This window comes from Bradyrhizobium sp. LCT2, from assembly GCF_009931255.1.
Classification (GTDB): Bacteria; Pseudomonadota; Alphaproteobacteria; order Rhizobiales; family Xanthobacteraceae; genus Bradyrhizobium; species Bradyrhizobium diazoefficiens.
The window spans coordinates 6,875,990-6,896,815 of record NZ_CP034432.1 but is presented as its reverse complement, the minus strand read 5'-3'; the positions used below and the strand labels follow the sequence as shown (position 1 = coordinate 6,896,815).

General features: G+C 66.4%; 20 protein-coding genes. 6 read left to right on the top strand and 14 right to left on the bottom strand.

Annotation, left to right across the window (positions count from 1 at the left end; genetic code table 11):
- Window positions 1-177 precede the first annotated feature (177 nt).
- Together EI171_RS32860 and EI171_RS32855 are read right to left on the bottom strand one after the other, a co-directional pair.
- Window positions 178-957 (bottom strand): enoyl-CoA hydratase, encoded by a 780-nt coding sequence (locus EI171_RS32860; RefSeq protein WP_060911155.1) that lies wholly within the window; start codon window positions 955-957, stop codon window positions 178-180.
- A gap of 181 nt (window positions 958-1,138) precedes the next feature.
- Window positions 1,139-1,831 (bottom strand): hypothetical protein, encoded by a 693-nt coding sequence (locus tag EI171_RS32855; RefSeq protein ID WP_028172305.1) that lies wholly within the window; start codon window positions 1,829-1,831, stop codon window positions 1,139-1,141.
- A gap of 289 nt (window positions 1,832-2,120) precedes the next feature.
- Between EI171_RS32855 and EI171_RS32850 the strand changes: the two genes are divergently transcribed.
- On the top strand, window positions 2,121-2,666 hold the full coding sequence (locus EI171_RS32850) for a sigma-70 family RNA polymerase sigma factor (RefSeq protein WP_028172304.1): 546 nt from the start codon (window positions 2,121-2,123) through the stop codon (window positions 2,664-2,666).
- Between the two features lie 2 nt (window positions 2,667-2,668).
- Window positions 2,669-3,307, top strand: a complete 639-nt coding sequence (locus EI171_RS32845; protein ID WP_011085823.1) for an NrsF family protein — start codon at window positions 2,669-2,671, stop codon at window positions 3,305-3,307.
- On the opposite strand, the gene EI171_RS32840 is transcribed toward EI171_RS32845, so the two are convergent.
- Together EI171_RS32840 and EI171_RS32835 are read right to left on the bottom strand one after the other, a co-directional pair.
- Window positions 3,304-4,407, bottom strand: a complete 1,104-nt coding sequence (locus EI171_RS32840) for a DUF2336 domain-containing protein (protein WP_161535788.1) — start codon at window positions 4,405-4,407, stop codon at window positions 3,304-3,306. The two genes, EI171_RS32845 and EI171_RS32840, sit on opposite strands and share 4 nt — an antisense overlap.
- A gap of 62 nt (window positions 4,408-4,469) precedes the next feature.
- Entirely contained in the window at window positions 4,470-5,627 is a 1,158-nt protein-coding gene (locus EI171_RS32835; protein ID WP_161535787.1) for a GGDEF domain-containing protein, read from the bottom strand.
- Between the two features lie 439 nt (window positions 5,628-6,066).
- Between EI171_RS32835 and EI171_RS32830 the strand changes: the two genes are divergently transcribed.
- From EI171_RS32830 to EI171_RS32815, 4 genes are all read left to right on the top strand, one after another.
- A complete protein-coding gene (locus EI171_RS32830) occupies window positions 6,067-6,636 on the top strand; it encodes a sigma-70 family RNA polymerase sigma factor (RefSeq protein ID WP_038965738.1) in 570 nt (189 codons plus the stop codon).
- Entirely contained in the window at window positions 6,633-7,328 is a 696-nt protein-coding gene (locus EI171_RS32825; RefSeq protein WP_011085827.1) for a hypothetical protein, read from the top strand. Before EI171_RS32830 ends, EI171_RS32825 begins: the two co-directional genes overlap by 4 nt.
- Window positions 7,329-7,343: 15 nt before the next feature.
- A complete protein-coding gene (locus tag EI171_RS32820) occupies window positions 7,344-9,029 on the top strand; it encodes a S8 family serine peptidase (RefSeq protein WP_161535786.1) in 1,686 nt (561 codons plus the stop codon).
- 486 nt (window positions 9,030-9,515) lie between these two features.
- On the top strand, window positions 9,516-10,313 hold the full coding sequence (locus EI171_RS32815) for a TIGR03809 family protein (protein WP_051000271.1): 798 nt from the start codon (window positions 9,516-9,518) through the stop codon (window positions 10,311-10,313).
- Window positions 10,314-10,438: 125 nt separating this feature from the next.
- On the opposite strand, the gene EI171_RS32810 is transcribed toward EI171_RS32815, so the two are convergent.
- The 10 genes from EI171_RS32810 to scpA form a co-directional block, all read right to left on the bottom strand.
- Entirely contained in the window at window positions 10,439-10,747 is a 309-nt protein-coding gene (locus EI171_RS32810) for a GIY-YIG nuclease family protein (protein ID WP_161535785.1), read from the bottom strand.
- Window positions 10,748-10,948: 201 nt separating this feature from the next.
- Entirely contained in the window at window positions 10,949-12,319 is a 1,371-nt protein-coding gene (locus tag EI171_RS32805; protein WP_161535784.1) for a TIGR03808 family TAT-translocated repetitive protein, read from the bottom strand.
- Between the two features lie 213 nt (window positions 12,320-12,532).
- Complete coding sequence (locus EI171_RS32800; protein WP_028172297.1) at window positions 12,533-13,180, bottom strand: pyroglutamyl-peptidase I; 648 nt, start codon at window positions 13,178-13,180, stop codon at window positions 12,533-12,535.
- Window positions 13,177-14,166 carry a methylmalonyl Co-A mutase-associated GTPase MeaB gene (gene meaB, locus EI171_RS32795; RefSeq protein ID WP_161535783.1) on the bottom strand — a complete coding sequence of 330 codons (990 nt, stop codon included), beginning with the start codon at window positions 14,164-14,166 and terminating at the stop codon, window positions 13,177-13,179. Before meaB ends, EI171_RS32800 begins: the two co-directional genes overlap by 4 nt.
- Window positions 14,167-14,217: 51 nt before the next feature.
- Window positions 14,218-15,729, bottom strand: coding sequence for a tripartite tricarboxylate transporter permease (locus tag EI171_RS32790; protein WP_011085833.1), 1,512 nt, complete (start codon window positions 15,727-15,729; stop codon window positions 14,218-14,220).
- A gap of 3 nt (window positions 15,730-15,732) precedes the next feature.
- Complete coding sequence (locus EI171_RS32785; RefSeq protein ID WP_060911165.1) at window positions 15,733-16,224, bottom strand: tripartite tricarboxylate transporter TctB family protein; 492 nt, start codon at window positions 16,222-16,224, stop codon at window positions 15,733-15,735.
- Between the two features lie 162 nt (window positions 16,225-16,386).
- A complete protein-coding gene (locus EI171_RS32780; RefSeq protein WP_028172295.1) occupies window positions 16,387-17,379 on the bottom strand; it encodes a tripartite tricarboxylate transporter substrate binding protein in 993 nt (330 codons plus the stop codon).
- 128 nt (window positions 17,380-17,507) lie between these two features.
- Window positions 17,508-18,281, bottom strand: a complete 774-nt coding sequence (locus tag EI171_RS32775; RefSeq protein WP_161537129.1) for an RsiV family protein — start codon at window positions 18,279-18,281, stop codon at window positions 17,508-17,510.
- Window positions 18,282-18,313: 32 nt separating this feature from the next.
- Window positions 18,314-18,610, bottom strand: a complete 297-nt coding sequence (locus EI171_RS32770) for a nucleotidyltransferase family protein (RefSeq protein ID WP_011085837.1) — start codon at window positions 18,608-18,610, stop codon at window positions 18,314-18,316.
- Between the two features lie 37 nt (window positions 18,611-18,647).
- A complete protein-coding gene (scpA, locus tag EI171_RS32765) occupies window positions 18,648-20,804 on the bottom strand; it encodes a methylmalonyl-CoA mutase (RefSeq protein WP_161537128.1) in 2,157 nt (718 codons plus the stop codon).
- Window positions 20,805-20,826: the final 22 nt, after the last annotated feature.

The window sequence follows — 20,826 nt, the reverse complement described above, 5'->3', positions numbered from 1 at the left end:
TAAACCCCGGCTGTCCGCCCCCGCCGACGGTGGCCTCTTAACTGTTTAACCAGCCGGGGTCCCGCAGGCAAACTGCCGCGGGGAAAACCCCCATGTATTCCGTGCTTGTTGCAGGCGCGTCACAGGGGTTGTGCGGGAAAGCGTCAGAGCCTTACACCGGCCTGACCAGGTGCCGCCTCAGCGGTTCTTGTTCACCGGCTTGCGCTTCTCGATGAACGCGGCCATGCCCTCGGAGCGGTCTTCCAGCGCGAAGGTCGAGTGGAACAGGTTGCGCTCGACGCTCATGCCCTCGGCGAGCGTGGTCTCGAAGGCGCGGTTCACCGCTTCCTTGGCCATGGCGACGGCGGGCCGTGACATCGACGCGATCTTTTCGGCGGCCGCCATCACCTCGTCCATGAGCTTGTCGGCGGGCACGATGCGGCTGACGAGGCCGCTTCGCTCGGCTTCCGCCGCATCCATCATGCGGCCGGTGAGGCAGAGGTCCATCGCCTTGGACTTGCCGATCGCGCGGGTCAGGCGCTGGGTGCCGCCGATGCCGGGAATGGTGCCGAGCGTAATTTCGGGCTGGCCGAACTTGGCGGTGTCGGCGGCGATGATGAAGTCGCACATCATGGCGAGCTCGCAGCCGCCGCCGAGCGCGTAGCCCGCAACAGCGGCGATGGTCGGCTTGCGGCAGCGCGCGACGCGGTCGCCGCCGATCGCGGCGAAATCCTCGGAGAACATGTCGATGAAGCCCTTCGGCTGCATCTCCTTGATGTCGGCGCCGGCGGCAAAGGCTTTCTCGCTGCCGGTCACGACGATGCAGCCGATGGTGTCATCGCCCTCGAGATCGTCGACGGCGGCCGCAATCTCGCGGAAGACGCCGAAGGAGAGCGCATTGAGCATCTTCGGCCGGTTCAGCTTGATGATGCCGACCGCGCCTTGGCTTTCGACGATGATGTGTTCGAACGTGCTCATGCTCCACCCACGCTTTTGATTGGGCGGGCAATGTGCCTGCTGCCGCGGTGGGCTTCAAGGGGCCTTAAAAGCTGCCGGAACAAGGCCGCCCGGGACGCGCAGCCAACTGCGCGTCCCGGGCGAGGTCCGTCGGGCCAAAAGATCAGGCCATAAGATCAGGCCAAGAACTCAGGCCAAGAAATCAGGCCATGAACATCCGCGCGGCGGAGGCCAGCGTCAGCAGCGTGCCGACGCCGATGAAGATCTTGCCGATCAGGGAGCTCTGGTCCCAGGCCGAGCTCTGGTGGCTGCTCGCCATCACCGGCGCGGGTCGCGGCTGCGCGTCGGTTGCGGCGATCACCGCGTTCTGCTTCTGCGCCGGCGGGCTGTCCTGTTGCAGGGCGCGGTCGAGATCGTTGAGCTGGTCGGGCGCCACCACCTGGCTCTCGGCATTCGGGGCGGCGGTATTATCGGCCGCTGCCTGGACGTTGTCGTTGGCGCGGTCCGTCATCGCGGAGGCCGCAGCCGCGGGCGGCGTATCGGCGGCGGCGAGCTGAGCCTTAGCGTTGGCGACCTCCGGCGGCATCTGGCTCGAGGCCGGCACATCGCCACCAGCCTTGTTGTCGGCCTTGCTGTCAGCCCTGGCCGCGTCGGTCTTTGCCGCAGCGTCCGTCTTGCCGGCCTTGTCGTCGGAGGACTTCTGCGCCGTCTTGCTGCTGGTGCGGCGCGCAGAGTGACGCCGGTGCTTGCTCGGCTGGACTGCATCAGCCTGTTTGCCTGCGCTGTCCGATGGGCTGCTCGCAGCCGAACTCGGCGCCGCCTGTGCAGCGCCTCCGAACAGCAGGAAAAGCCCGGCCAAAAGAATCAGGGCAGCGCGCCCGCTGGCTTTGATCATGTTGACGATCTCCCCAATCCACCCATGCCCGGACCGAACAGAGACGCCGTGGCGTGACGATAGCGGGGCAAAAAATGGGAATCTTCGGGCTAGACCGGGCAAAAACGGGGCAAGCCGCCCCCTCCGGGGCCGGCCGCAGGATGCGAACGGGACCGATCGGTGTTATGAGCCGTCGCGGATTTCCACGGCCGCATTGGACGGTGGCACAGCGTCAATCACGAAACCGTGATCGTACCGGTGCCGGCGTAACAAATTGAAAGAGCGGCCGAATTGCATGATGAGGGCGCGGGTGCGCGGACGTGAGGACGAATGGACCGGCCTGATGCGGTCGGCCATGGCGGGCGATGATGCGGCGTATCATCGCCTGTTGAAGGCGGTCACGCCGGTGCTGCGCGCTGCCGCGAGGCGCGGGCTGGCGCGGGCCGGCCAGCCTCCCGACCAGGCCGAGGATATCGTGCAGGAGATTCTGTTGGCGGTGCATCTGAAGCGGCACACCTGGGACAGCGAAGCCCCCTTCGCACCCTGGCTGTTCGCGATCGCCCGCAACAAGCTGATCGATGCGCTAAGACGACGTGGCCGGCGGGTCTTCGTCAACATCGATGATTTCGCCGAGACCCTGCCGGGCGAGACGCCGCAGGAGACGGCTTCGGCGGGCGAGGTCACGGCGCAGCTCAACACGCTGCCGCAGCGCCAGCGCGACGTGTTGCAGTCGATCGCGGTCGACAGCGCGTCGATCAAGGACACGGCGGCAAAGTTTTCGATGAGCGAGGGCGCAGTACGGGTCGCGCTGCATCGCGGGCTTGCGGCGCTCACGGCCAAACTGCGGGACCACTAGTCATGGATACCGATCAACTCATTCGCTCGCTTGCGGCCGACAACGCCCATCGCACCCCGCGCGTCGGCGCCGTGCTGACCATGGCGCTCCTGGTCGCCGCGCCGCTGTCGATCCTGATCTTCGCGACGTTCCTCGGCGTGCGGCCCGACGTGATGAGTGCCATGCACAACCCGTTCTTCGACATGAAGTTCGCCGTGACGCTGTCGCTCGCGATCCCCGCGATCATCGTCAGCCTGCATCTGTCGCGGCCCGAGGCCTTGCTGCGCGGCTGGGGCTGGCTATTGCTGCTTCCCGTCGGCCTTCTTGCGGTCGCGATCGGCGGCGAGACGATGATGGCGCCGGCCATGCCGATGTCGATGCGCTTGATGGGCAAGAACTCCAGGGTTTGCCTGCTGGCGATCCCGGCGATGTCGCTGCCGCTGCTGGCGGGGGCGCTGTTCGGCCTGCGCCACGGCGCGCCATCGCACCCCGCGCTCGCCGGTGCGCTCGCCGGCCTGGTGTCGGCCGGGCTCGCTGCGACGCTCTACGCCTCGCACTGCACCGACGACTCGCCGCTGTTCGTCGCGACCTGGTACACGATCGCGACGGCGCTGGTAGCCGCGATCGGAGCGCTGCTCGGGGCGAGGGTGTTGCGGTATTAGGCCGCGGGCGTCGTGCCGTGCTGCATGCGGTGGAAACGCAGCACCTGCTGCGCGGTCGATGAGCGCAGGGCCTCGTAGGTGTCGCGCAGCGTCAGCATGTCGGTCTGCGAGCCGCCCGAGAGCTTTTCGCGCAGGGCGATGATTGCGCGCACGCTCGCCCACGACATGCCCGCGACCTTGGCGAGGATCATCACGCCCTCGGTGCGGCTCTCGATCATCATGTTCTCGGCGGTCTCGACCGCAACGCCGGCGAGCGCCGCGAGGCCCGCATTGGTCTCGTCGAACTTGCCTTGCTCGGCGAAGGCGGTGACCTGGAATTCGTTGAGGCGGCCGTCCTCGTGGAGCGACTTTACCAGCGCGCGCGCTATCTCGGTTTGCCGGGTCATGGCCGCAGCGCGGACCCGCTGGGCCGCTTCCTGGACCACGCTCGACACCTCGTCCGCGAGCTCCGGATGCGCGGCCTCGAGCTTCCTGCGCACGCTCAGGGACGCCTTCGCGACCAGCTTCAGGTAGTGATGGCGCGGCAGGTCGGGCCGCAGGCCGATGCATGTGGCGAGGTCGTCGTCGCGCTCGGCCCGCGTGACGAGGTCGGAGAGGCTGTCCTCGGAGAGCTGTGCGCCGGGATTGCTGACGGTCGATTGCACGACGTCCTCGTTGCCGCGCGTCACCAGCACGTCGGTGAGTGCTGCCGACAGCACCCGCCGCAGCGAGATCGCCTTCAGATGCGCCTGGCCCCGCGTGCGCGCGATCTCGATCAGGGTCGCCTCGTCCAGCCGTTCCGATTTCGACAGCACCGGTCCTGCGACCTCGATCACCTCGTCGAGCGCGAGCGTGCGGATGATCTTCGGCGGTGCCGCCGCGATCGGTGCGAGGCGGTCGGCGAGCAGCGTCCTCGCCGAGGTCTCGATCTGTTCGATCAGGCACTGAAATACGTCGTCGAACACGCGGATGTGCTCGTCGGAGTAATCCACTGCATTGCCCACGAACAGATCGGTGACGCGGCGCAGCGCCTCGACCCGGCGCACAACGGTGCCGTGCGAGAGCGCAGCCTGCAATTCCTCGAGCAGGTTCTCGGATGGTCTGGCGGATCTGGATATCATTGCCCTGTCCTGGAGCGTTTGGTCCGGCGGCGGCTTCTCACGTGCCGGAGAAAATGGGTTGGTCAGTTCGTTGCAATACGGTTGCGGCCTTGCGCCTTGGCTGAATAGAGCGCGCTGTCGGCGCGCGCGAGAAACGTGTCGGCAGTATCAATGTCGCGCAGCGTCACGACGCCCGCGGAAATCGTCACGCGCATGCCGGGGGAGAATGCGCTCCAGTCGAGATCGGCGACGATGCTGCGCAAGCGCTCGAGCATGCGCGAGGCCGCCTCGCCATCGGTGTCCGGCAGCAACAGCAGGAATTCCTCGCCGCCGTAGCGGCCGAAGCAGTCGGTCGGGCGGATGTTGGCAAATATGGTGATCGCGAAGGTGCGCAGCACCTCGTCGCCGATGGGATGGCCGTGGGCATCGTTGATGCGCTTGAACCAGTCGAGATCGATCAGCGCGATCGCGCAAGATGTCGATTCCCGCCGCGACTTGTCCATCTCGGCGTCGAGCAGCCGCATGATGCAGCGGCGGTTGTAGGAGCCGGTCAGCTCGTCGAGCTCGGCCAGTTCCTCGATGCGCTGATAGGCAGCCTTCAGCTCGATGCTGCGCTGGTACAGGATCTTGCGCAGCGTGGCGCCGAACAGGCCGAGGAAGGCGCACTGGCCGATCACCAGCACGAAGCACAGCATCGAGGCGGTCCGCTGCAGCCGGGTAGCAACGGGCATGCCGATCGGCAGGTCGGAGGCGAGGAAGACGGCGGCAAGGCCGATGGCCGCGAGCGTCCAGGTGATCATCGCCTGGGCCGAGGTCATGCGCAGCGTGCCGAAGGCGAAGATCAGGAACAGCACGCAGATGAAGGCGATGCCGATGGTCGGGACCGACAGCAGGAACACGAATTGCAGCGCCATATGCGCCGAGATCTGGAAGACGGTGAGGTAGTGGTCGGTGAATCTGTCGCCGACGCCGGCTTCCGACAGCACGGTGAACGTGCCGATGATCAGGAGGCCGCCGAACCAGAACAGCGAGGCAATGTCGACCGAGATCGCGCCGTCATAGGCGTAGATCAGCAGGACCGAGGCGCCGAGCGAGTAGCTCGCCACCTGGCCGACATACATCTGGCGGCGCTGCCGGGCCCGGCGCTCCCGGACTTCGGGGGCCGCCGCCTCGGGCGCGAGAACGAGTTCCGCGACCTCAGCGGCATTCCTCTCCGGAAAGGACGTCGCGGCCGTGTTCATGGTCCCGCCAATGGTGGATGTCAGCCCAAAAATCTACGTGGCAAGCCTTTAGGTTTGGTATCCTTTGAAAGCGAATCCGAACCGTGCAGCGCAGAACAGGGTGATGTCGGTCGCTGGGGGAATTTGCCGGCGATTAGGCATCGTTTGCGATGCGGTCGAGCCAAAGCAGGCCTTCGTGAGACATACGTCGTGCAGGACTGCTATGGAACCGAACTTGGTCGGCCCGCCCGTGACCGGGCAGGCGTTCCGCAGGGAAATGTTGCAGTATTATGTTACCGATCTGGATCCAAACGGCCGACCCGCACGGGCGGGACAGGAAAAATCCGCGTATGTGGGGTAGATCACACAAGCTCCCGTATGACTGCGGTAGGTTGAACAATTTTGCACCTGCCGTCGAACCGTCCGCTGCATCGACCCGACCAACCTTGCGAGACGGCCTTTGAGCGTGACACAGGCGGCTTCGGACGAGATCCTCATCGCCAGGATCGCTCAGGGTGACCGGCTTGCCATGCAGGTGCTGTACGGGCGGCACCATGTCAGGGTCTACAGGTTCGGCCTCAGGCTCGTACGGGACGAGCAGGCGGCGGAAGACCTCATCAGCGAGGTGTTTCTCGACGTCTGGCGTCAAGCCGGCAAGTTCGAGGGTCGATCCGCAGTTTCCACCTGGCTGCTGGCCATTACCCGATTCAAGGCCCTCTCGGCGCTCCGGCGCAGGAAGGACTTTGAGTTGGACGAAGACGCCGCGAACGCGATTGAGGATACGTCCGACAATCCGGAAACGGTGGTGCAGAAGAAGGATACCAGTGAAGCGTTGCGGGAGTGTCTGACGGGCCTCTCGCCGGAACACCGGGAAATCGTCGATCTCGTCTACTACCACGAGAAGTCCGTGGAAGAAGTGGCCGAAATCGTCGGGATACCGGAGAACACTGTAAAGACGCGCTTGTTCTATGCGCGCAAGAAACTGGCCGAACTGCTGAAGGCAGCCGGCGTTGAGCGAGGCTGGCCATGATGGCTTTGAGCAAAAAGATGCTGGAGCAAGAGCCCAGTGAGATTGAACTGCTGCTGCCGTGGCACGCGGCCGGCACGCTGAACGCGCGCGACGCCCGCCGCGTCGAGGACGCGCTGGCGCGTGATCCCGAGCTCGCGAAACAATATGCCGCGATCCGCGGCGAGTACGAAGAGACCATCCATCTGAACGAGAGCCTGGGGGCTCCGTCGGCACGCGCGATGCAGAAGCTGTTCGGCGCGATCGACGCCGAGCCGGCGCGTGAGACCGGATCGCTGCCGCTGTCGGCGCGCATCGCGACCTTCTTCGCGAGCCTGTCGCCGCGGACCCTGGCCTGGTCGGCGAGCCTCGGTGCAGTCGCGCTCGTGCTCCAGGCCGGCATCATCGGCGCGGTGCTGATGAAGACCCAGCCCACGACCTTCCAGACCGCCTCGCTTTCGACCAGCGCGCCGATCACGCGCGAGCTTGGCGCTGCCGTTGCGCCGGCGCGCGCGCTGGTGCGCTTCACGCCCGAGGCGCGGGTCGCCGACATCACGGCGCTGCTCGACAGCTACCAGGCCTCGATCATCGGGGATGCCAAGGGCGGCATGTTCCGCCTCCAGTTCGACAAGGCGATGAGCCAGGACGAACTCGCCTCGCTGCTCGGCAGGATGCAGCGCGAGAAGTTCGTCAACCTCGCCGTCGCGGCGCCGTAAGGCGCCGCTGAACCGATGACGCGCAAGTCCGAGAGTAAGTCGCGAGCCGGGGCCTACGCTTCGTCGGTCGGAGCCGCGCTCCTGCTCGCCGCCTGTCTCGGCGTCGAGGTTGCGCAGGCGCAGGCGATCATGCGCACGCCCACGATCAGCGTCCCCTCGCGCACGCCGACCATCTCTCCCAACGTCGCTGCGCGGGCGGTGAGCATTGATCGCGGCCCGCGCACGATGACGACCGCACGTATCTCTACGCCCCGAATCGGGCCGGCGCCGGTGCTGCCTTATGCGCGCTACTCGCCGAACCTGTATCCGTCCTGCACGGCACCGTACCGCGACGCCGACGGCGAATGCCTGGCGCAGCCAAATACAGGCGGTGACGGCGCCGGCAAGTCCGGCAAGAAGAGCGCGGGCAAGGGGCGCGGCAACAACACGCCCGTCGCCCTGAACCAGCGCATCTTCGCAGGCGAATTCGTCGCCGAGATCGACGGCGCGCTATCGGTGACCGAAGCCGATGAGCTCGCGCGTCGCCACGGCCTCGCGCGCGTCGCGTCCGAGAATTTCCCGCTGATCGGGGCGACCTTCGGCCTGTTCCGCATCACCGACGGCCGGCCCGCCGAGACGGTGCGGCGCGAATTCGCCGCCGACGGCAGCGTGCGCTCGGTCCAGCCCAACTTCCGCTACGTGCTCCAGGACCAGAAATCCTCCGTGCCGACCGAGGGCGATCCGGCGCAATATGTGCTGACAAAGCTCCGCCTCCCGCAGGCGCACACGCTGGCGCACGGCGCCAACGTGACGGTTGCCGTGATCGACTCCGGCATCGACGCCAAACATCCCGAGCTCGCCAATTCCATCGCCGACAATTTCGACGCGCTCGGCAGCGCCGAGGGCCCGCATATTCACGGCACCGGCATCGCCGGGGCGATCGTGGCGCATGCCCGGCTGATGGGCAGCGCGCCCGAGGCGCGCATCATCGCGATCCGCGCCTTCGGCGGCACCACGGGTGGCGCCGAGAGCTCGTCCTATATCATCCTGCGCTCGTTGAACTACGCCGCCGAGCATGGCGCGCAGATCGTCAATATGAGCTTTGCAGGTCCGAAGGATGCCGTGATCGAGCGGGCCATCGCGGCGACCGCGGCGCGCGGCCTCGTGCTGATCGCGGCCGCCGGCAATGCGGGTGCGAAATCGCCGCCGCTCTTTCCCGCCGCCAATCCCAACGTGATCGCGGTCAGCGCGACCGACCAGCAGGACAAGCTGTTCACCGCCTCGAACCGCGGCAACTACATCGCGCTGGCGGCGCCGGGCGTCGACATCTTCCTGCCGGCGCCGGAAGGCAAATACCAGATGACGTCGGGAACCTCGTTCTCGGCGGCCTATGTCTCCGGCGTCGCGGCGCTGCTGCTCGAGCGCAACTACGCGCTCAAGCCGGAGGCGCTGCGCATGACGCTTGCGAAGACCGCGCGCGATCTCGGCTCACCCGGGCGTGATGATCTGTTCGGCGACGGCGAGGCCGATGCGTTTGCCGCGGTCATGGCTGTTCCCGCCGACAGCGCGACGCCGGTTGCGGCCGCGTCCGGTACAACAAAACGTGAAGATGGGCAGCCACGTCGCGACGAGCCCGGCATCCGCGCGATCGAGCAGCCCTCGCTGTCGAGCTCGGATGATAAATCCACGATTTCTCAGGTGGATAGGCCGGCGACGCGATAGGCGCTGCGACAACTTTGCGCGCGGGCCGAAGGTTAAATAATCGAACGCCGCATTGAACGTTCAGCCGGCTGCCACGACCAAATTATGTGGGAGCGGTCATCCCTCCCCATCAGTCATATCAGGCGCGAGCGCCCATCCACCCCAAGCGCCCATATGGCTCGACCCGTCCGGTTGTCCCCCCGGACGGGTCTTTTCTTTTCGGGGCATCCGATTCCTTGAAGCCGTGTTTGAGATCAGCTTCCGGTTGAGCGATCGCGCTTGCGTTCATCGCCATCGGTCGGCCGGCATCCCGCACGCCCGCTATGCTTGTGCGAAGCTTGACTCGAAAACACAGCAAATCTCCGCACGACTACGGTCTTTGACGACGAACGAGGTGTCGTTGCTGGACAAGTCAAAACTTTTCCACAAAATATTCATGTCGCGTCTAAATTGATTCGTGTGCGTTGCGTCCCCCGCGTCCGTATTTTTCTCCTGACGGGCTGGTCCATGACACATCGCCAAGAGTCTGTTCGCGATCTTGTTCGCGGCGCGGCTGGTAGCCGTGAGATCGCGGCACGCTGGTGCGTTCTCGCCGAACAGCGGCTGCAACATCTCTCCGAAATGTTCGAGACCGGACGCTGGCGCCGCTATCACTCCGAGATCGCATTCCTCGAAAACATCCAGGAAGCCAAGCGCGCCGTCCAAACCTGGCGCGCCATCGCCACCGGCGGGGACGTTGCCGCGGCGGCCGCGAGCGTCACCCCCGCATTCGGCTGGTCGCCGGCGACAATGCCCCGCATGGCGCCGCGCGAGCAGCAGGCCCAGACCATGCAGCCGAAGGCGGTCCACATCGCCCCCGAGACCGCCGTGCCGGTCAGGCTCGCCCCCACGCCGAATGTGCTCGCCGAGGTGACCGAAGCCCCGCTCGTGCCGCTCGCTCCCAGCGCACCGCTCGCGGCGCCCGCTGCGGTGGCATCGTTCACTGCACCCGCCGCCGTCCCCCCGCTCAAGGCTCCCGCAGCGAGGGCGCTGCCGACGGTACCTGTCGTGAGGACGCCGTCCGCAGCGCCTGCTGCGTTGGCGCCGCGCACCGCGCCTCCCGTGAGGTCGCCGTTCGCCGAACCCGCTGCAATAGCATCGGTTGCCGCACCTGCAGTGAAGGCGCCTGCCGCGGTGGCAACGCTGCTGCAGCAATTCTCGCCCCCGGCGGACGAAATCGTCGCCGCCCCCGAGCGCGTCGTCGAATTCACCCTCAGCCTCGACGGCATCGAAGCGAAATACCCGCTGCTGCGCAACGCGTTCTGAAGGGAAGGGTGAGAAGGCGGCCGCGCCTTTTCAATCCCGTCATCCTGAGGTGTGAGCAAGCGGCGCAACGCGCCGTTTGAGAGCCTCGAAGGATGAACGGCCCATCTGCCAGACCGAGGCGAAGCTTACTTGCTGGGCCCAGGCGCTCCCGCGCGCCGTCGCGCAAGCTGGCTCACCGATTTCCAATCCGAACGAATGAGTGCTTCCTTCTTCGCCCGGCTCCAGCCCTTGAGCTGCCGCTCGGCTGCAATGCCGTCGGTGATCCGATCGAAATACTCCGACCACACCAGGACGACCGGGCGCCGCGAATAGGTATATCCCGGATAAGCGCCGCCATTGTGCTCATCGACTCGCTTGGACGTGTCCTCGCCGGTGGCGCTTCCGATGTAGAAAGAGCCATCCGCGCAACGCAGCATATAGACATAGATGCCCACAACATCATCCTTCGAGGCTCCCCGCGCGGTGCTACGCACCGCACGGCTCGCACCTCAGGATGACGGCAGTGTTCTGGTTGTCAAGTTTTGGTGTGACAACCTCAGGATCTCCCCTCGTCATCCTGAGGCGCGAGTTCCGCGGTGCAGAGTACCGCGGGGCGAGCCTCGAAGGATGAACGGCCCCGTCTGCCAACCGCGCAGCTACCGCCGCACCGCATTTCCGCCGACCACCACCTGCGCGAAGCGCTGCGCGCCGTCCGCCGCCAGATCCGCCGTCACCGCGCGCGCGTGATCGAGGCCGACCACAGCGCCACGCGGGGTCTCGGAGATCATGTTGTTGTTGACGAGCGCGGTGCCGGCGCCCGGCACCACGGAGACGCCGATTCCGGCCAGCGCCTTGCGGATCACGTTGCCCGTGATCGCGACGTCGCGCAGATATTTGCCCCAGCCGGCGACGATGCCGTAGGACGGCGCGTTCTCGATCACGTTGCCGGTCACCGAGGTATCCGCCTCGATGTAGATGCCGACGCCGGCATCGTCGTCAGGCGCGGTGCCGATCGGCCGCTTCGGGATCAGATTGCGGATGATGTTGCCCTGGACCACCGCGATGCGGCCGCCCTCGTTGAAATTGCAGACGGAGACACCGACGGCGGCGCCGTCCACAATGTTGTTGGCGATCACGGCGGCCTCGAACGCGAACTCGGAATAGAGCGCGACCTCGCGCACATCGCTGACGCTGTTGCCTGTGATGTGGATGTTGGAGGCGGAATTGCCGCGCACCGCGGAATAGTCGCAATTTTTGATGCGGTTGCCGCGCACGATCACATTGCCGGCGCGGAAGGCGTTGATGGCGTTGCCGTACTGGCCGGAGCCGCCGGGGCCGGCCTTGATGTCCTCGATGCGGTTGTCTGCGACCAGCGTGCCGTCATCGCCGATCGCGCTACGCAGGATCTCGATGCCGTTGTCGTTGGTGCCGATGATGGTGTTGCGGGCGACGCTGAGGCCCTTGGCGTCGAACGAGACCACGGCCGTCACCGCGATGCTGGTGAAGATGTTGCCGGAGATATCGCCTGAGATCTGCTCGAGCCAGATGCCGCTGCCGCCGGAGCCTGTGATCTCGCAATCGGTGATGCGGACGTCGCGGCCGCCGAGAACGTGGATCAGTCCGCGCCGTGTCGGCAGCGGGATGCCGCCACCGTCGAAGGTGATGCCGGAAAGGCCGATCGCATCGGCGCCGTCGCTCTGGATCGCCGACGGCCCGCCGGTGAAGACGAATTTCGTCGCGCCGCGCACGCCGATCAGTTGTGTGCCGTTCGGCAGCCGTAGCAATCCGCTGCGGTAGACGCCTGGCGGCAGCGCCAGCGGCATCTGCGCTAGCGCGGCCTCGTCGATGGCGCGCTGGAGTCCGCGGGTCTGGTCCTCGCTGCTGCCGGGCCGCACGCCATATTGCGTGGCATCGCGGCCGAGCAGCGACGTCAGCGGCGCCGCGCGCGCAGCGTCGGCCGGCATGGCCAGCGCGCCGGCGATGCCGGCGGTCGAGGCTCCGATGAGATGACGCCGGTTGAGGTCCATGGATGCGTCCTCCGGCGGACGCGGGAAGTGTCCGCAGCGGTTAGGTAGCGCAGAAATGGCGCACGGCGGCCGGGGCGATGAGGATTGTTCGCGGTAGGGTTAAATGTTTACGCAAAGCGAGGTGCCGTAGGGTGGGCAAAGCGCAGCGTGCCCACCATTGTCACCCGGATTGAAAGAGAAGGTGGGCACGGCGCAAGTGCGCCTTTGCCCACCCTACGAAGTGCGGGCCTTCCGGGCCAATCGCACCATTTCCATCAGCATGGCTTCCCCGGCATCCACCAGTTCCTCCAGCGTGATCCGTGGCGCACCCTTGAGCCGCACTGTACCGCTGCGCGCAAGCAGCGGAATATGGATGAACGCCGCCAGCCGTGGCCCGCCGTCCCTCGCGTTCTCGATCGCGCGCCAGCTTAAGTAGTTGCAGAGATAGGCGCCGGCATCGCGCGAGGCGCGTGCATCGATGCCGGTGAGGCGTGCGGCGCGCAGCAGCCTTGCGGTGTGCGGGCCGAACAGCATCGCATCCGCATGGCCGGCGATGCCGCGCTTGCTCGAGCGCGTGTTCGCGGCATCGGGCCAGAGCATGGTGACCGCGTTGCGCGCGCGGGTCTCGACGCGCAGGTACGAGGTCCGCGCCGCAAGGCCGAACATCAGCAGCGCGTCGGGCTTTTGCGCCGCGAGCACCTCCGGCAATTGCCGGTCAACGGCGGCATAGGTCACAGGGAAAATGTGGGTCGCAAGTTCGACGTCGTCGAGTGCCGGGCGGCGCAGCCGCGCCAGCCGTGCCACCAGCGGCTGTGTCGGGTTATAGGGCGCGCCGGGGAAGGGACCGAAGCCGGTCAGGAGAACGCGGAGCTTTTGGCTCATTGCAGCAGCCCCAGAATCTGCTCGGCGGCGAGCGCCGGCGTGAGATGGCCGTCGGCGACTTCGGCCTCGATCTTCCGAACCTTCGTGCGGACCGATGCCTCGCTGCGCAGCCGCGCCAGCATGCGCTGCTCCAGCATCGACCACATCCATTTCACCTGCTGCTCGCGCCGGCGCGCGGCGAAATCGCCGGACGCGTTCATCGCCTTGTGGTGATCGAGGACCTTTTGCCAGATCTTTGCGATGCCGTCGCCGGTCAGCGCCGAATAGGTCTCGACCGGCGGGTGCCAATGCTCGGACCGCGGCGCCAAAATATGCAGCGCGCTGCGATAGTCGGCGGCGGTGATGTTGGCGCGCTTGAGATTGTCGCCGTCGGCCTTGTTGATCGCGATCATGTCGGCGAGCTCGACCAGGCCCTTCTTGATGCCCTGGAGCTCGTCCCCGCCGCCGGGCAGCATCAATGCGAGGAAGAAGTCGGTCATGTCGCAGACCGCCGTCTCGGACTGGCCGATGCCGACGGTCTCGACCAGCACGACGCCGAAGCCGGCCGCCTCGCATAGCAGCATCGCCTCGCGCGTTTTCGCGGCGACGCCCCCGAGCGTGCCCGAGGATGGCGAGGGGCGGATGAAGGCGTCATCCGACGCCGATAGCCGCGCCATCCGCGTCTTGTCGCCCAGGATCGATCCGCCGCTGCGCGCCGAGGACGGATCGACCGCGAGCACTGCGACCTTGTTGCCCTGCTCGATCAGATAGGTGCCGAGCGCGTCGATGGTGGTGGACTTGCCGACCCCGGGCGAGCCGGTGATGCCGACGCGAAACGCCTTGCCGGTGTCGGGCAGCAGCATTTGCACGAGCTCCCGCGCCAGCGCCTGGTGGTCGCCGCGCCGGCTCTCCACCAGCGTGATGGCCCGGGCGAGGGCCGCGCGACTGCCGGAGCGGAGGTCGCGCGCGAGGGATTTGATGTCCAGTGAAACCTTCTTCTCAACCATGCCTTGCTTTACAACGCCCCGGCGGGGCAGGCGAGGGCCGCCCGCCCCCTATCACCGGGATGTTGCTGCCGCCGTCTGCACCGGTTTCACCTTGCGCCAGACCCATACCATCACCGGCCACAGCAGCGCGCCGATCGCCATGGCGGCGAGGATGGCGGCGACGGGGCGTTCGAAGAACGGCAGGATACTGCCGTCGGACTTGATCAGCGAGGTCACGAAGGCCTGCTCGACCATGGTGCCCATGACGATGCCGAGCACCATCGCGGCGACGGGATAGCCGTTCGCCTCCATCACGTAGCCGATCACCCCGAAGGCGGCGACGGTGACGACGCCGAACATGTTGTTGCCGATCGCGAACGAGCCGACCGCGCAGCACAGCATGATGATCGGCATGATGGCGGAGCGCGGTGCCAGCAGGATGTAGGCGGCGATCCGGATCATGGCGATGCCGAGCGGGATCATCAGGATGTTCGCGATGATGAACATCAGGTAGATCGCGTACATGCTCGACGCCTTCTCGGTGAACAGCGTCGGGCCGGGATTGAGCCCCTTCATGTAGAGCACGCCGATCGCGATCGCGGCGATGGTGTCGCCGGGGATGCCGAACAGCAGCGAGGGCACCCAGCCCGAGGCGATGCTGGCATTGTTGCTGGCGCCGGCCTCGACCAGGCCTTCGACATGGCCGGTGCCGAATTTCTCCGGCTCCTTGGAGAAGCGCTTGGACATCGCGTAGCTGACCCAGGCGGCCATGTCGGCGCCGGCGCCGGGCAGAACCCCGATGATGATGCCGACGATGTTTCCGCGCGTCATCTGCCAATGGTATTTCCTGGTCAGCTTCCACTGGCCGGCCATGATGCTTCCGAATTTTCGACGCGGCAGTGGAGGTGGTTCCGGCGTCAGCATCGCGCGCATCACCTGCGCCACCGCGAACACGCCGACCAGCGCCGGGATCGGCTCGATGCCGCCGAACAGGTCGGTGATGCCGAAGGTGAAGCGCGGCACGCCGCCCGGATTCTCGATGCCGATGCAGGAGACGAGCAGGCCGAGGAACATGCCGGCGATCGCCTTCACCGGCGAGGAACGCGCGACCAGGGTGGCGCACATCAGGCCGAGCAGCGCCAGCCAGAAATATTCGAAGGTGGAGAACGACAGCGCGACCTCGGCGAGCGGCGGCGCCAAGATCATCAGCGACAGCACGCCGGCGATGCCGCCGACCGCTGAGAACCAGACGCCGGCCCCGAGCGCCAGCTCGGCCTGGCCCTTGCGCGTCATGGCATAGGCTTCGTCCGCATAGGCTGCGGACGCGGGCGTTCCGGGAATGCGCAGTAGGGCGCCGGGAATGTCGCCGGAGAAGATCGCCATCGAGGACGCCGCGACGATGGTCGCGATCGCCGCGATCGGCGACAGATAGAAGGTGACGGGGACGAGCAGGGCGGTCGCCATCGTCGCCGACAGGCCCGGCAGCGAGCCGATGACGAGGCCGTACACGGAGGCCGCGAACATCGCGATGACCACCTCCCAGGTGGAGATCAGCGCGAACGCTTCAATCAGGGTCTTCAGCATGGATCACCAGGGCGTCGGCAGCAGGCCGGCAGGAAGCGGCACGCGCAGCAGCTTGCCGAAGATGAGGTGGATGGCGAAGGGCGACAGCGCGGCGAGCGGCAGCGCCAGCTTCCACTTCGCGCCGAGCGCGGTCGAGGTCACGTAGACCATGATCGCCGCGGTGATGATGAAGCCGAGCCGGTCGGCGGCGACCACGTAGAACAGCAGCAGCGCCGGCGGCAGCAGCGCACGCAGGCCGTAGAGCTTGCCCTGCGGCGGCGGGCTTGCGGCCTGGCCGCCCTCCAGCGGGATCAGCTCTTCCTCCTCCTCGAAGGAATGACCGATGCCGAACACGATCGCGAGCCCGCACAGCGCAAGCCCGGTGCCGATCACGAGCGGAAATACGTTGGGGCCGACCGGCTGCCCCGGCACCGGCGGCAAGATGTAGCCGCCATAGGCTGCGGCCGCGCCGAGCACGACGAGAAACGAGCCCGTGACGGAGTCGGGAAGACGCATGGGAGGAGTCCTGTGGGGTTTCTTCTCCCTCTCCCCGTTCTTACGGGGAGAGGGAGACTTTCCGCGCGGACGGTGAGAGTTGGACTCGCGGAGACCCCCCTCACCCGAATTCGAGCGGAGCTCGAATTCGACCTCTCCCCGCACGCGGGGAGAGGTGAAGGTTCACGCCTTGCTCAAACCTGCGGCCTTCATCGCTTCGCCCATCTGGGCGTCGCCCTTGTCCATGAAGCCAGCGAACTGGCCGGCATCGCCCCACACCGTGCCGAAGCCGCGATTGCTCATGAAGTCCTTGAACTCGGCGGAGTCGTAGACCTTCTTCAGCGCCGCGGTGAGCTTCGTTGCGAGCTCCGGGGGCAGGTTCTTGGGCGCGCCGATGCCGCGCCAGGCGCCGGTCGCGTATTCGATGCCCATCGCCTCCTTCAGCGTCGGCACGTCCGGGAAGATCGGGTTGCGCGCCGGTGCCATGATGGCAAGGCTTCTGGCCTTGCCGGCCTCGATGATGGCGCGCGCTTCCGGCACCGAGCAGGTGGTGAGGTCGAGGCCGCCGGCGGCGAGATCCTGCATCGCGGGCGCGGCGCCGTTCGACGGCACCCAGGCGACCTGGTTGGCGGGCAGGCCCATCGCCTGCATCCAGCCGACCAGCGCCAGATGCCAGATGCCGCCCTGGCCGGTGCCCGAGGCCTTGAACTTGCCGGGCGGCGCGGCCTTGATCGCTTCGGCAAGGTCCTTGACCGTCTTGTAGGGCGAGGAGGAGGAGACCTGGATGCCGGGCGGGTCCTCGTTCATCAACGCCAGCGGGGTGTAGCTCTTCGGCGTCAGCTCGGTGAGGCCCTGCCAGTGCATCATCGAGATCTCGACCGTGAGCATGCCGATCGTGTAGCCGTCGGGCTGCGCAGTCGCGATCGCGGTATGGCCGACGACGCCGGAGCCGCCGGTGCGGTTCACCACGTTGAAGGGCTGGCCAAGGTCCTTTTCCAACAGGGCTGCGACAATGCGCGCAGTCGCGTCGGTGCCGCCGCCGGCGCCCCAGGGCACGATCACGGTGACCGGCCGCGCCGGATAGGCTTGGGCGCGGGCGGGCGTGAGACCGAATGCGGCGGACGCCGCGACCGCGGCGGATGAAGCCGCAAAAGCGCGGCGCGTAATCTTGGACATGAATGCCTCCCAGCGGCGCCCGTGACACCGGGCGCTCTTAATGACGGCATTCTAGTCAGCTTTGCAGCGCGGCTGCAAGGTAGCGCTACCAGAGCACTGTGAGCAATGTGTCGCTGCTCACACGACGATCATTGCGGCTCCTCCGCATCGCCCTTCGGCCGTGCGCCGCCGAAAATGCGCGTGCCTTCCGCGGTGAGGTAAGGCTTCAGCGTCTCCCACGGCACGAATGCGACATATTCGCCTTCGGCGTAGGGACCGACCGCGTAAGGCGGATAGTGGAACGTGAGCCCGGAACTCTTGCCGGCCTCGGTCGACGGGGCGAGCGTCACGGCGCCGATCTTGAGCAGGCTCGGCTCCACGCTCTTGAACCACTCGTCGGTTGCGGTCTCGCTGGTGTCGCGTTTCTTCTTCTCGGCCTTGAGCGAGGCGATCACGGCTTTCAGCATCGCCTTCATGGTCGGGCCGCCATCGGCGGTCTCGTTGAAGAACGGGCGGATCGAGATGCGCTTGCGCTCGGTCTTGTCCCAGAGGATCGTGTTCACGTCCGAATTGGGATGGGCGCCGTGGGTGTCCATGTAGTCGTTGCGCAGGATGCTGGCATAGCGGTCGGCAACGACCGAGCGGATCGCATATTTGCGCTCGAAGTCCCAGCCGCCGTCCTTGAAGAACTGCGGATCTTCTTTGCGCGCGGCGGCGGCCTCGGCCGCGTTCTTGTCGAGCCACTTCCTGCCTTCGGCCAGGCAATCCGCCGCGAGCGCTGCATCCGCCTTGATCCTGTCGTCGAGGAAGACGCGCGCCTCGATGCTCTTGGTCTTGACGACGGCGTCGGGCTTTGGATCCGCGGCGAAGGCGGAGATCACGCACGTTGCGCCAAGCGCCATGGCGACGCTCAAACCGATCATGAACTTCAAGGGGAGTGCTCCTTACGTGAGCGTCAGAATATTTCGAGGATGTCGTCTGCGATCTGCTGCGCAGAGTGGGGGGAGGCGGAGCGCCGGACAGTCGCCTGCGCCTGCAAGCCGGTCGCGTCCTCGATGATCTGCTCGACGTCGATCAGGTTGAGCAGCGAGAAAGAGGCCTCCGGTTCGACCTCGACCAGGACATCGATGTCGCTGTCCGGCCGATAGTCGGCGTCGGCCCGCGAGCCGACGATGGCGAGCTTCGAGACGCCCTTGGCTTTGATGGCATCGGCGTTCTTGCGGATCGCAGCGATGATCTCATCACGTGTCATGAAGACAACCCGACCGGTGATACGGCCAGCGTAGCATCTACTCCGCCGCCTCGCTATGCCCGAGCCGGGCGTTCAGCTTGCGGATCAGCTCCTCGGCGGCGTCGGCGATCACCGTGCCGGGCGGGAAGATCGCTTCGGCACCGGCCGCGTAGAGCGCCTCGTAATCCTGCGGCGGCACCACGCCGCCGACGATGATCATGATGTCGTCGCGGCCCTGCTTCTTCAGCGCGGCCTTGAGCTCAGGCACGGCGGTGAGGTGGGCCGCGGCAAGCGAAGAGACGCCGAGGATGTGCACGTCGTTCTCGACGGCCTGTCGCGCCGCTTCATCGGCGGTGGCAAACAGCGGCCCGATGTCGACGTCGAAGCCGATATCGGCGAACGCCGAGGCGATCACCTTCTGGCCACGGTCGTGGCCGTCCTGGCCGATCTTGGCGACCAGGATGCGCGGGCGGCGGCCTTCCGCCTCCTCGAAGGCGTCGATCAGCGCCTGAACCTTCTCGACCCGGTTACCCATGCTGGACGCCTCCCGCTTGTAGACGCCGGTGATGGACTTGATCTCGGCGCGGTGCCGGCCGAACACCTTCTCCATCGCGTCCGAGATTTCGCCGACGGTCGCCTTGGCCCGCGCCGCGTCGATGGCGAGCGCGAGCAGGTTGCCGTTGCCTTCGCCGGCCGAGCGCGTCAGCGCGGCGAGCGCGGCATCGACGTCCTTCTGGTTGCGCTCGGACTTCAGCCGCGTCAGCTTGTCGATCTGGAGCCGGCGGACGTTGGTGTTGTCGACCTTGAGGATATCGATCGGTGCCTCGTCGGTCGGCTTGTACTTGTTGACGCCGATCACCGCCTGCTTGCCGGCGTCGATGCGGGCCTGGGTCTTGGCGGAAGCCTCCTCGATGCGCAGCTTGGGCACGCCGGCCTCGATGGCTTTCGCCATGCCGCCGAGCTCCTCGACCTCCTGGATGTGGCTCCACGCCTTCGCGGCGAGATCGCGCGTCAGGCGCTCGACATAATACGAGCCGCCCCAGGGATCGATGATGCGGGTGGTGCCGCTCTCCTGCTGGAGGAAGAGCTGGGTGTTGCGGGCGATGCGGGCCGAGAAATCGGTTGGCAGGGCCAGCGCCTCGTCGAGCGCGTTGGTGTGCAGCGACTGGGTGTGGCCTTGCGTGGCCGCCATCGCCTCGACCGTCGTCCGCATCACGTTGTTGAAGACGTCTTGCGCGGTCAGCGACCAGCCCGAGGTCTGGCAATGCGTGCGCAGCGAGAGCGAGCGCGGGTCATTCGGGTTGAACGGCTTGAGCAGCTTCGCCCACAACAGGCGCGCGGCGCGCATCTTGGCGACTTCCATGAAGAAGTTCATGCCGATCGCCCAGAAGAACGACAGCCGCGGCGCGAAGCGGTCGACGTCGAGGCCTGCGGCAAGTCCGGCGCGCAAATATTCGACGCCGTCGGCGAGCGTATAGGCGAGCTCGAGATCCTGCGTCGCGCCGGCCTCCTGCATGTGATAGCCGGAGATCGAGATCGAATTGTATTTCGGCATCTTCGTGGAGGTGTAGGCGAAGATGTCGGAGATGATCCGCATCGAGGGCGCAGGCGGATAGATATAGGTGTTGCGCACCATGAACTCTTTCAGAATGTCGTTCTGAATGGTGCCCGAGAGTTTTTCCGGCGGCACGCCCTGTTCGCCCGCGGCGGCGACGAACAGCGCGAGGATCGGAAGCACCGCGCCGTTCATGGTCATGGACACGCTCATCTGGTCGAGCGGGATGCCCGCAAACAGCGTGCGCATGTCGTAGATGGAATCGATGGCCACGCCGGCCATGCCGACGTCGCCGCCGACGCGCGGATGATCGCTGTCATAGCCGCGATGGGTGGCGAGGTCGAAGGCGACCGAGAGGCCCTTCTGTCCGGCAGCTAAGTTGCGGCGGTAGAATGCGTTGGAATCCTCCGCCGTGGAGAAGCCGGCATATTGCCGGACCGTCCAGGGCTGGTTGACATACATGGTCGGGTAGGGGCCGCGCAGGTAGGGCGCGATGCCCGGATAGGTCTCGAGGAAATCGAGCCCGGCGAGGTCGGCCTCGCCATAGGCGGGCTTCACCAGGATGCCCTCGGGCGTCAGCCACGGCTCGGCGCTGCCGGCCGGCGCGGCGGTGGTTGCTCTCTCGAAGGCGACATCGGCGAAATTGGGAATGCGGCTCATGGTTTCGACCATATCATAGACG